General features: G+C 56.4%; 8 protein-coding genes. All 8 read right to left on the bottom strand.

Going from position 1 to position 10,529, the window contains the following annotated elements; genetic code table 11:
- Positions 1–200: 200 nt before the first annotated feature.
- The 8 genes from mnmE to lpxK all read right to left on the bottom strand — a co-directional run bounded on the left by mnmE (position 201) and on the right by lpxK (position 10,466).
- The gene (mnmE, locus tag BLR09_RS14300) at positions 201–1,541 is read right to left on the bottom strand and encodes a tRNA uridine-5-carboxymethylaminomethyl(34) synthesis GTPase MnmE (protein WP_093204235.1); all 1,341 of its coding nucleotides are present in this window, start codon (positions 1,539–1,541) and stop codon (positions 201–203) included.
- A 44-nt stretch (positions 1,542–1,585) separates the two neighbouring features.
- Positions 1,586–1,870, bottom strand: a complete 285-nt coding sequence (locus tag BLR09_RS14295; protein ID WP_093203491.1) for an SCP2 sterol-binding domain-containing protein — start codon at positions 1,868–1,870, stop codon at positions 1,586–1,588.
- Between the two features lie 87 nt (positions 1,871–1,957).
- Entirely contained in the window at positions 1,958–2,923 is a 966-nt protein-coding gene (locus tag BLR09_RS14290) for an oxygenase MpaB family protein (protein WP_093203488.1), read from the bottom strand.
- A 34-nt stretch (positions 2,924–2,957) separates the two neighbouring features.
- Positions 2,958–3,839, bottom strand: a complete 882-nt coding sequence (locus BLR09_RS14285; RefSeq protein WP_093203486.1) for an aldo/keto reductase — start codon at positions 3,837–3,839, stop codon at positions 2,958–2,960.
- Between the two features lie 4 nt (positions 3,840–3,843).
- Entirely contained in the window at positions 3,844–6,714 is a 2,871-nt protein-coding gene (locus BLR09_RS14280) for a PD-(D/E)XK nuclease family protein (protein WP_093203483.1), read from the bottom strand.
- A gap of 6 nt (positions 6,715–6,720) precedes the next feature.
- Entirely contained in the window at positions 6,721–7,302 is a 582-nt protein-coding gene (miaE, locus tag BLR09_RS14275; RefSeq protein WP_176785553.1) for a MiaE family protein, read from the bottom strand.
- Positions 7,303–7,313: 11 nt separating this feature from the next.
- Entirely contained in the window at positions 7,314–9,401 is a 2,088-nt protein-coding gene (locus BLR09_RS14270) for a putative porin (protein ID WP_176785552.1), read from the bottom strand.
- A 39-nt stretch (positions 9,402–9,440) separates the two neighbouring features.
- A complete protein-coding gene (gene lpxK, locus BLR09_RS14265; protein ID WP_093203476.1) occupies positions 9,441–10,466 on the bottom strand; it encodes a tetraacyldisaccharide 4'-kinase in 1,026 nt (341 codons plus the stop codon).
- Positions 10,467–10,529: the final 63 nt, after the last annotated feature.

The following is a 10,529-nucleotide window of genomic DNA, read 5'->3' as shown; positions in this document are numbered from 1 at the left end:
AATGATGTCGGCAATGACGCGACTATGCTAGCCGTTGCCATTTGGGAAACAACGGATGCTTACAACGCTTTGCTTAAACCGCACTGCAATTTCATCGGGTGGGTAGGTATTCTTTTCGTGCCAATGGCGGATATCATCCGGCAGATACTTCAGCTCGGAGGATATTTGCCATTTGTTGTGAAACAAAGGAAAGAAAGCCGCTACTTCCCAATACAAAACTTCGAAAATATCACCTCCAACAAATCATCCGTCGTAATCTGCCCCGTAATCTCTCCCAAATGATGCAGCGCTTGCCGGATGTCCATGGCGAGCCAGTCCTGGGTGATGCCGGAGTCGAGGCCGCGGAGGGCGCGTTCGAGGGCGGCGTCGGTGGCGGTGAGGTGCTCGTAGTGGCGGAGGTTGGTGACAACGGTGTCGCCGGTACGTTGCCCGCGGGCGCGGGTCACGAGGGCGTCGCGCAGGGCGTCGATGCCTTCGCCGGTGGCGGCAGAGAGGATCAGGTCGGCCCCGACTCCTTCGTTCTCCGGTAAATCGGCTTTGGTACGAATGGAGATTACTCGGTCTGAACTGCCCATTCGCTCGGCAAAAAGGGTTTCAAACGCCGGATCGGCTACGTCCGCACTGCTGAGTTTGAGAATAATATCGGCCTTTTCCATCGCGGCGAGCGAACGCTCCACGCCGATGGCTTCGACCTTGTCAGATGTTTCGCGGATACCCGCTGTGTCGAGGATGCGGAACTTGATGCCGTCGAGAATGAGGACGTCTTCGATGACGTCGCGCGTGGTACCGGCGATGTCGGTAACGATGGCCTTCTCTTCGTTGAGCAACGCGTTGAGGAGGGTGGATTTCCCGGCGTTCGGCGGACCGACTATCGCCACCGGAACGCCTTCCTTCAGCACATTACCCAGTTCAAAGGAGTCGATCAGCGGGCGCAGCGCCAGGCAGATCTCGGTGATGAGCCGCCGCAGCTGGTCGCGGTCGGCAAACTCCACGTCTTCTTCCCCGAAATCCAGCTCCAGCTCAATCATCGAGGCAAAATGGATCAACTGCTCCCGCAATTGCGCGATATCCTTCGAAAAACCGCCGCGTATCTGGTGAATCGCCGCGCGGTGACTCGCTTCTGAATCGGACGCGATGAGATCAGCGACGGCCTCAGCCTGCGCCAGGTCGAGCTGGCCGTTGAGAAACGCCCGCTGGGTATACTCCCCGTTTTGCGCCATGCGACAGCCGTTTTTCAGCAGGAGCCGCAGGATTTTCTGGATGATGAACCCGGAAGCGTGGCAGGAAATTTCGACGGAATCCTCCTTGGTATAGGAATGCGGAGCCTTGAAAACGCTGACAAGTACTTCGTCTACGATCTCGTTATGTTCATCGCGGATGGTGCCGAAATGAATGGTATGGCCGGGCTGTTCCGCCAGGTTTTTGCCGCGAAACAGCTTCTGGACAATGGGGAAAGTCTCCGGGCCGGAGACCCGGATGACGCCGATGGCACCCACGCCGGGCGGGGTGGCCAGCGCGCAAATGGTCTGGTTCTGAGCCATGGCGGTTAAGAAAGAGTCGGCGCGGCCTTCGGCCGCGCCGCACACTAAAACAATGTTTGCAGCTTCATGGCTACGGCCATGTCGCCTTCGATCTTGATCTTTCCGAACATCAGGGCGGTCATCGGGTTGAGGTCGCCCGTCATGAGCTTGCCCAGGTCCTTTGCGCTGATGCCGATGGTTACGTCCGACTCAGCGTCGTCGTTCGTCACCACGCCGTCACGGCCGATGACGATGTTTCCTTCGTCGGTTTTGAATTTGATGATGTCGCCGGTGCCCCCTTTGGCGGCTGCCAGCTGCTTGATTTTGGCGTCTACTTCTGCGAACGTCATAGCTGTGTGAATGGAGTAACGGGGCCTTTCGCCCCTTCCGGTATTCCTTTCAAAAAGGCCGCAAGTTGTGTACTTCTCCTGACAATATCAAACCGCTGGGAGAAACAGCCGTACCGGTACCCGTGCGAGCCACCGCCGCTGAACAGGTACTGCCGGAAGGCCCAGCAGGTCGGCGAGTTCGTCTCCCAGCAGCAGACGCATCCGCGCCGGAACCATGCCTTTCATCGCGCCGGGCATTTCGGCTTCGAGGGTATGAACCAGTGCTTCAGCGAGTTGCCTTCCTTCGGGCGTGGGGCGGAAGAGGCGGCGGACCATCGCTCTCTCCAGCGTCCAGGCTTCCCGGGTATTGCGCGGAAGCAGTTCGTCCGGCACGCCGCTGAGCGCCCCGATGACGTTCCAGAGGTGGAGGAAGGCTTCTTCGTCGGCATCATCGGCCTGCAAACCGCCTTTACGCAACCCTCTGAGTACCAGATACCCAAACGACAGGTTGGTTCCCGCCATGTCTTCCAGGTTGACCGGCACGCCCCATTCTGCCTTCCAACGCCCGGATTCCAGGCAAAGCCGCCGCACCGCCGCGTGCATGAGCCGCACATTCAGGATACGTTCGACCGCCTCGCCCGACGCCCACTCACCTTCTTCCGCCATGGCGAAAACAAACGCGCCGGTTTCTTCGAGCCGTTTGCGGGTATCGTCCTGCATCCGGCGCGAAAGCGCCAGTACCTGCACGCCGTCCGCCCCCAGGTATGAATATGGCAGGGACAGGCAGCCCAGTAGTATTGCAATTTCGGGTTTATGTTTTCGGAAGAAGGCGCGACCGCGCTCCAGCTTCCGGGCGTCGGCCCAGCCGGGTAGCTTTCCTTCTTTCGTAAAAAATGCGGGATAGTCGGTTTGGACAGAACCCGTGGCCCGCTGTCGTAAAAAAACGGGAAGCGACGTGCCGTTTGCCACCGCCGAAGCTACTACCGCATCTGCCGCTTCATCTCCCTGCTGCCGGAAAGCGCCGAGCAGTGCGTCTGAGAAGATTCGCGTGGATTTAACGGGTCGACGATTCATACTGAGCGAAGGATTTTCAGACGCAGATCGTTCCCTACCGGTGATCGCGGTAGGTTTCGGGTTGAAGTACACGGTCCAGCAGCGTTACTTCTTCGGAAGCAAGTGCGGTATCTCCTGCCCGTAGCGCATCATTCAGTTGGGTTTCCGTGCGAATACCCACAACAGCTACCCTCGCCCGTTGCAACGCATACCGGATCGCAATACCGGCGGCGTTGTGCTGTCCGGTCGTCAGCGAAGTTACTACCTGCGCTACCCTCCTTGTTTCCTCCGGGGAATACCCAAGAAAAGGCGCAGCCGGCTTACCCGCGAGCAACCCCTTCGCCAGGCTTCCTCTTGCCAATACACCGATGCCTTTTTGTGCCAGTAAGGGCAGGCAGGCTTCTTCCGGGCGACGGTCCAGCAGACCATATTGCATCATAACCGATACCATTTCCGACCGCGCCGCCCATTCCCGGATGACATTCGGGCGAATGGAGGAAATACCGTAGGCCCGGATTTTGCCGGCCGTTCGCAGGGTTTCGAACGCTTCGATGGTTTCGTCGATCGGGTCATCGAAGGTCCCGCCGTGAAGCTGGTATAGGTCGATGTAGTCGGTCCGGAGGCGACGAAGACTTGCCTCAACAGCTTTCAGGATGTATTCTTTGCGGGGATTCCAGTCCCACCCGCTGCCATCGGCGCGCCATTCGTTGCCGACTTTCGTAGCCAGAACATATTCCTGCCGGCGATGCCCAAGGGCTTTTCCGAGCAATTCTTCGTTTTCGCCCCTGTCGTACAAATCCGCCGTATCAAAAAAAGTAATACCCTGATCCAGCGCCTGCTGCAGCAACCGGGGCGCATGGGTATCGCCCGCCTGCAAAGACATGCAGCCGAAAGCTACTTCGCTGACTATCAGCGGTCCGAGCGCTACTTGTTTCATCTCGTTAATCGCGTTCGCAAATCCGGACGAAGTCGCAATACTGACAGGTGTCGCGGTCGTCGGTTTGGCGGAACGGCTTGGTTTCGTCCATTAATTCATCTACAAAAGCCGTCAGAAATACCTCACTTTCAGCGAGAAATGTCGCCGCATCGGTTTCTTCCGAAAAACGCAGGTTTTCCTGTGCCATAAATCCGGCGGCCAGGTTCCGGAACGAGATAATACCGGGGCGGACGGTCTGGTCAGCCGATAAATCCACTCCCCCAACCTGCCGGTGATTCTGCTTGAGCACCAGGTACTTATAGAGCCACAGCTGCCGCAGATAGCCCCAATCGTCGTTGGAAAGGAAGGATTCCTGTAATTCTTCCGGCGAAAGGGAATCGCTGACGTCGACCGACCGGGGATCTACTTTGCCGGTTTTATAATCAACGATACGGATATCTCCATTGACCTGCTCCAGCCGGTCGATCTTCCCGGCAACGAGCAGCGGGCGACCGCGGTAATCAAACGACGCCTGTAGTTTCTGCTCCGGCGCGAGTACCACAACCTCTTTTCCCGCTTCCAGCTCCGCCTGCCGGAAGGCAAAGTAATGGGTCAGTATACGGCGGGCGACGTTGAAGAGGAGCAAATTCCGGCCTTCATCCATCACCTGACGCGGGAAGTTTTCCTTGAAGATCGTCGTCAGCCGCTGCGGTATTTCTGCCGTAAACCGCTCGTAATCTTCCCGGGTATAGCGGCGCTTTTCCTCCCGGATCATCTCCCGGTCAATCTGCTCGAGTACCTCGTGCACCCAGGTACCGAAGTCGTTTGCCTCCAGCGATTCCGTCTGCTCCTCTTCCTCGGCAATACCGGCAATCCGACTAAAGTAATACTTCAGCGAACATTGGTAATACATATTTAAATGAGTCGCATAGATGCCTTTTTTTGCGAGACGATCGAGAATTTCCTCCCGTATTTCAGGGCTTTTCGGGACGACGAGTTCGGTCTCCGGCCGCTCCCGCGGAACCTCCGGCACGAACTCGGCCATGCGCGCCCCCCACGAAAGATTCGGGTTTAGCTTGGCCAGCTCATGTTCAATCTGAAGAAGAAAACGGCTCGGCTCGGCCTTGGCGCCTTCGCCGGCGGGAACGGTATGTACCAGTACGACTTCCTTCGCCCGTTGCAACAGCCGGAAAAAGTGATAACTCATTACGGCATCGGCATCGACGTAGGTAGGCAGGCCAAATTCCTGCGCGGCGTCAAACGGTATCAGGCTGTTTTGCTTCTTTCCCGTTGGCAGGACGCCTTCGTTTACCGACAGAACAACCACCCGTTCAAAGTCCAGACACCGCGTTTCCAGCATCCCCATAAGTTGCAGCGGGGCGACGGGCTCGCCGGAGAACGGAATTTTCGTCTGCCGGATGAGTTCAAAAAGAAACCGCCGGAACGAAGTGATGGACACCGGTTCCCGGCGTTCGTTCAGAATACCCTCCAGGCGTTTGAGGATGGTGTAAAACTCGTACAGGTATTCTGTCTCAACAGCATCCGGCACGCCTTCGTAAAGCGGCCTGAGGGCGTCAATAAGGCTGTATAACTGTCGGGTAGCCCGCCGGGAGTCCTGTTCCCAGCGCGTAAAAATCAGCGTCAGCAGTTGGTCGCCCTTCGCCAGCTCCCGGATTTCCTCCTCGCGGACGAATACGTTTGCGCCTTTCCGCAATTCCTGCAAAAACGGCGCGACGGCCCTGCTGCGTTGCAAAAACGGGTGGCCGAGTACTTTGATGAGGTGTTTCAGGGGAAAGGCCGGCTTGCTCCCCGACCGTATGCCGCTTTGCTGTAACTCAAACAGGCTTTCGACGAGGGTAAACAAGGGCGACTGCCGCAACGATACCCCCATCGTCACGTTAAAATCCTCAATACCAGCCGGCAAAGACGACAGCATGGGTATCAGCAGGTTTTCATCGCCCAGTACGACTGCCGCTTCCGGCAGGCCTTTCCGGAGCCAGTCTTCCAATTGCCACGCCGCTACTTTGGGTTGCATGGTGGTATTGGGAACGCCGATGTCTGTCACCTGTTTGGCGCTGGTTCTCAGCAGCAGGGTCGAGGGATCCTGATCCCGGAAACGCCGGTTCCATTCGCCGCGGCCCAGGTCGGGGTCGGCGAGGTAGTTTCGCAAAAAACGCCCCGCTTCGTGCCCGGGACGCAGGTAAAAAAAGTCGGCGTCCCACAAGGCTTCGGCCCGTCCGGTACCGGTAAGTTTCCGGAGAATGGTTTCTTCCGAGCGACTTAAGGCATTGAATCCGAGGAAGTAATGAAAATCGTGAACCGGTTTTTCGAAGAAGACTTTGTCTACTTCCGTCGCGAGGTTGCGATACGCCATACCGCGGTAGGCCAGTCCTTTCTCTTCCAGACGTTTCTGTAGTTCGGTGTACACGCGGAAGAGATTTTCGAAGAGGCGGAAGTACCGTACCGTTGCGGAGCCTTCGCCTGCGGGCGGCGCCCCCGGCCATCGCTCCAGCGCCTTTTCTGCCTGTACCCAGCCGAAAATACCCTTTGCATTGCCCAGGTACAGGTCTATCTGATCGAAATCCCGCAGTACAACGGGCGCCCAGCTGGTGAAGCGGTCGAAGTCAAGCTCGGGTTCGATTTCTTTGAAAACATCATATAATTCAAACAGCAGAGAGACAGGGTCGGCCTGCTTCCTGTCACCACGAAGGAGGATGAAGTCGTCCATCGCGAGGATTTCCGGCGCGAGAAACGGCCGGTCGGCCAGTCGGGCCAGTTCCAGCTTGAAAAAATAAACCGCGCGGCGGCTCGGGAGCACCACACAAAGCCGGGAAAGGGCGTCGAGCGGATGCCGGTCGAACACATACCGGGCGGCTTCAGAAAGAAATGTCTGCATGGGTGGTCAGTGCATACGGTCGCCGCGGATGTCCATCCGGGCAATAATATCGGCTTCGATGGCGAGCCATTCCTGCCAGCGGACCTTCACATAGTCGGCCGGGAGGTATTCCTTCGCCAGATCAATGAAGTTAACGTAATGATTTGCTTCGGACACCATCAGGTCCCGGTAAAAATCACGGAGTTTTTCGTCGGAAATCTCTTCCGACAACAGCCGGAAGCGCTCGCAGCTACGCGCCTCGACGAGTGCATTGACGAAAAGGTGCTCGCCGAGCTGCTGATCGATGGTACCTCCCTTTCGCATACGCTTGCGGAGTTCGACGACGTATTCATCGTTCCGTTGCCGGCCCAGGGAGTAGCCCCGCTTTTCCAGTTCGCGGATGACCATCCGGAAATGCCCCCATTCCTCGGTCACGACCGGCATGAGTACTTCGCGCAGTTTTTCCTTCTCGGGATAATGAATGATCAGGGAAATGCAGGACGACGCAGCCTTCTGCTCGCAATAGGCATGGTCGACGAGGATTTCTTCAATGCTTTTTTCGGCGATACGAACCCAGCGGGGATCCGTCGGCAATTTCAGTCCGAGCATAGAGAGGACGATTAATCGAACAGCGGCCAGATCACTCCGAAGCTGAAGCTCCGTTTGAGGCCGGGGAAGTACGGCGTCGGGAAAAAGACTTTCGGCACAATGCCTTCAGCAAAATTGCGCATTTGCACGGTCAGGCGCACGCGGTTGATGCGAATATCGGCAAAGGCGTCCAGCTGTACGTATCCGGGAACTTTATACTTGTCGTTGAGGTAAAACTGCTGCGAAATCGGCTGGTAAAAATCCGCGTAGTAGCCGGCGCGGTAGTGGGCGTCGACCCCTACCTGAACAAACATTACTTTGGAATACACGAAATCCAGCGCCACACGCGACTGCGTCAGGATTCTCGGCATCCGGATCAGGTCAGGACCGCTGGTAGTGGTGAAATAGGCCTGGTGTGAAGTACTGAATTTCCCATACTTCCACGACAGGTTAATGCCCGCCCGGTACACGCTGATAGCGCTTCCAGCCTGACGCGCCACCGAAGCCGTATCAAAATAGATATGGTTTTTCGTGAGGCTGTAGTGGATGCTCGGTTCGATAAACAGGTTATTGAACTTCAGCGGAGCTGACGCCTGTACCTGGTTGGTGAAGACGTTGCTGAGGTTTTCGTCCCACTTCAGAATCGGGCTCAGAAACCGCTCCTGAATCAGCGTTGGCGAATTCAGGGTACTCGTGAAACTGGCCCGGAACCATTTGCCATAGTAGTCGGCATGGAGGCGGTAGTCGGCTCCGATGAGGTACTCCCCTTCGGCTACCAGCCGCGTGGAATCCTGAAAATAGTACCCTACCCACGCGCCTAAGAAGTTCTCATTCCGCCGCAGTTTCTGGTTGACATTCACAATCCGGCCTGTTACATACCCGGTATAGGTATCGGTAAACTGTACGGGATTGCCGAGGGTATCGGGCACGGTACGAATGAAGGTAGTACGGATGGTATCGGTGCTGGTCAGACGCACCCGCGACCACTGCGAGAGCGAGTAGTCCCGCCGCCTCACATGTACCCGGTAGTTGAATCCCTTGAACGACCCCTTCAAACCAAATTTGTTCTCCAGCAGCCAGTAATACGCAGTAGCTTCTACCGAGTCGGCTTGAGGAACATTTTTGATGTATTTGATGGGATCTGCTTTGCTGATATTCGCCAGGTTGTTGTAAAATCCGTTGGCATAGCCGGTGGCGAAGGCATTGTCGCGGGCGCGGTCAAACCGCCCGGTAAAGTCGCCGACATGGTATACCTGGAAGCCTTTTACGGGAACATACTCCTGGTAGACGTGCAATTGGTTCCGCCGCTCCCGGCTGCGGGAAGACGGCAGCATCTCGGAGCTTTCATTGATCCGCAGAAAAAGACTATCCCATTTCGCTTTGGAAGGATCTCCGGCGGTCAGCAGCCCGCCCTGATCCCGAATGGTATGTTCGAAAATATTGTAGTGCGCCAGCACCGCGTACTTCTCGTTTTTGGTGCGGTAGTTGGTATGAATGACGAAGTTCCAGTGGCTGGCCAGCTGGCGGTCGGACTGGCTTGAGCTCGATCCGAGACCAATTTGCCGCCGGCTGACGTTGCGCGCCACGTGCATCCCGACGTTCCATTGGGAGTTGACATTCCGGGAAAGATCGAACTCCAGAATACTCTGTCCGTTCCCGCCCTGCACATAGTATACCTGCGTAAACGGCGATTTGGTATCGTAATACTTCACCTGATACGGCGTGATGCCGTACGGAGAGTACACGTCGTACCCGAGTTGAGCGCCGATTTGTTTTGGAGCTTCAAAAAAAAGCGGGCGCAGTGCAGTATTGATGCCGCCGAGGTCGGTATACCACCGCCCGTTCCGTTCCTGGTAATCATACCGGTGGAAGTTGACATAGCCGGTATCAATCTGATAAAGCGTTTTCCGGTTATTGAAGAGATCTTCTTCCAGGAAATAGCGGGTGGTCTTCGGCCCGTAGATGTTCTGGGTCGAGTCGTCAAGTATTTTTCCGCCCTTCTTCGGAGCGGTAGTCGGATTGCGGGAAATATCGCCCGGAGCATTGGGCAGCTGCCCGGGAACGGTCTGCGCGGATACCCACAGCGGGAATACGAGCAGAAGAAATAGAATTCGCTTCACAGGGTCAAAGTTACGCGCAAAAACGGCCTGGGGAATGGTTTAAGCTTTATTAACGGACAAACGGCTCCGCAGCCAGGTATCAAACGCCCCCTGTTCAGGGAAATATACTTCGATCGGCAGATAGAAAAGCGAGGCATTTTCCTGCGGAAATGCGCGCAGTTTGACGACATCCTTTTCCGTCGTCAGCAGGGCCTTTCCCGTGGCTGTCATGCGCTGCCAGTCTTCGGATGTATAGGCGTGATGGTCCCCGAATGCCAGGTGGCTGGCAACGCGGAACCGGCTTTTTGCATACCGCTCAAACAACTCGGGCCGGGCCAGACCCGACACCAGCGTCACCTCCCGCTCTTTGGGGAAAGGCAGGCCCGGACGTACCGGTACCGGCTCTCCGTACCGGATCGAGGAGAAAAAAACCGGCGTACCAGGGCGTGTATACCGGCTGATACGGTGGGACCAATCGTCCCGCTCCGCCTGAGACAATTCATCAGGGCATTTTGTAACGATCACGGCGTCTGCCCGGCGGGCGCCATGCCGCCTCTCCCGCAGGTTTCCGGCCGGAAACGGAATATCCTGAAAAAAAGGCCGGTTAAAGTCGGTCAGCAACAGGTTCACAAAGGGTTTAACGGGCCGGTGCTGGAAAGCGTCATCGAGGAGAACGATTCCGGGATTTTTTTCCGTAATTAGGGGGATCGCTTCGGCCCTTTTTTCTCCCACACAAACGGTCACTTCCCGGCCAAATTTCTGAAACAGTTGCAACGGCTCGTCGCCCAGCGTTTCGGCGGTATCCTGTTCCGTTGCAATCCTGAATCCGGTTGTTTTTCGTCCGTACCCCCGGCTGAGTGTCGCCAGGGCATATTCCGGCTTCAGAAGCCGGATGAGGTATTCGATGTGCGGTGTTTTACCGGTGCCGCCAACGGTCAGGTTACCGACGCCGATCGTTCGGACATCGAAGGAGTGAACGGCATAAAACCCATTGTCATAGAGCAGGTTACGCAGGTCGGTAACCGCTCCGTACAACCAGGAAAATGGAAACAGCAGGCGACGCAGCAACAAAAGAACAGACCGCATTCGAACGTGAGAATAAACAAAAACGGATATGAGAGGGTTTTCCGGATTGACTTCCGGAAAGCG

Source organism: Siphonobacter aquaeclarae (assembly GCF_900103285.1).
Lineage (GTDB): Bacteria > Bacteroidota > Bacteroidia > Cytophagales > Spirosomataceae > Siphonobacter > Siphonobacter aquaeclarae.
Note: the sequence above shows the minus strand (reverse complement) of the source record. Positions and strands in the feature narration are given on the sequence as shown.

Excerpts from the sequence above, each read along its gene's own strand:
- BLR09_RS14280 (WP_093203483.1), bottom strand. The coding sequence starts at position 6,714 with ATGCAGACATTTCTTTCTGAAGCCGCCCGGTATGTGTTCGACCGGCAT.
- BLR09_RS14295 (WP_093203491.1), bottom strand. The coding sequence starts at position 1,870 with ATGACGTTCGCAGAAGTAGACGCCAAAATCAAGCAGCTGGCAGCCGCC.
- lpxK (WP_093203476.1), bottom strand. The coding sequence starts at position 10,466 with ATGCGGTCTGTTCTTTTGTTGCTGCGTCGCCTGCTGTTTCCATTTTCC.
- miaE (WP_176785553.1), bottom strand. The coding sequence starts at position 7,302 with ATGCTCGGACTGAAATTGCCGACGGATCCCCGCTGGGTTCGTATCGCC.
- BLR09_RS14285 (WP_093203486.1), bottom strand. The coding sequence starts at position 3,839 with ATGAAACAAGTAGCGCTCGGACCGCTGATAGTCAGCGAAGTAGCTTTC.
- mnmE (WP_093204235.1), bottom strand. The coding sequence starts at position 1,541 with ATGGCTCAGAACCAGACCATTTGCGCGCTGGCCACCCCGCCCGGCGTG.
- BLR09_RS14290 (WP_093203488.1), bottom strand. The coding sequence starts at position 2,923 with ATGAATCGTCGACCCGTTAAATCCACGCGAATCTTCTCAGACGCACTG.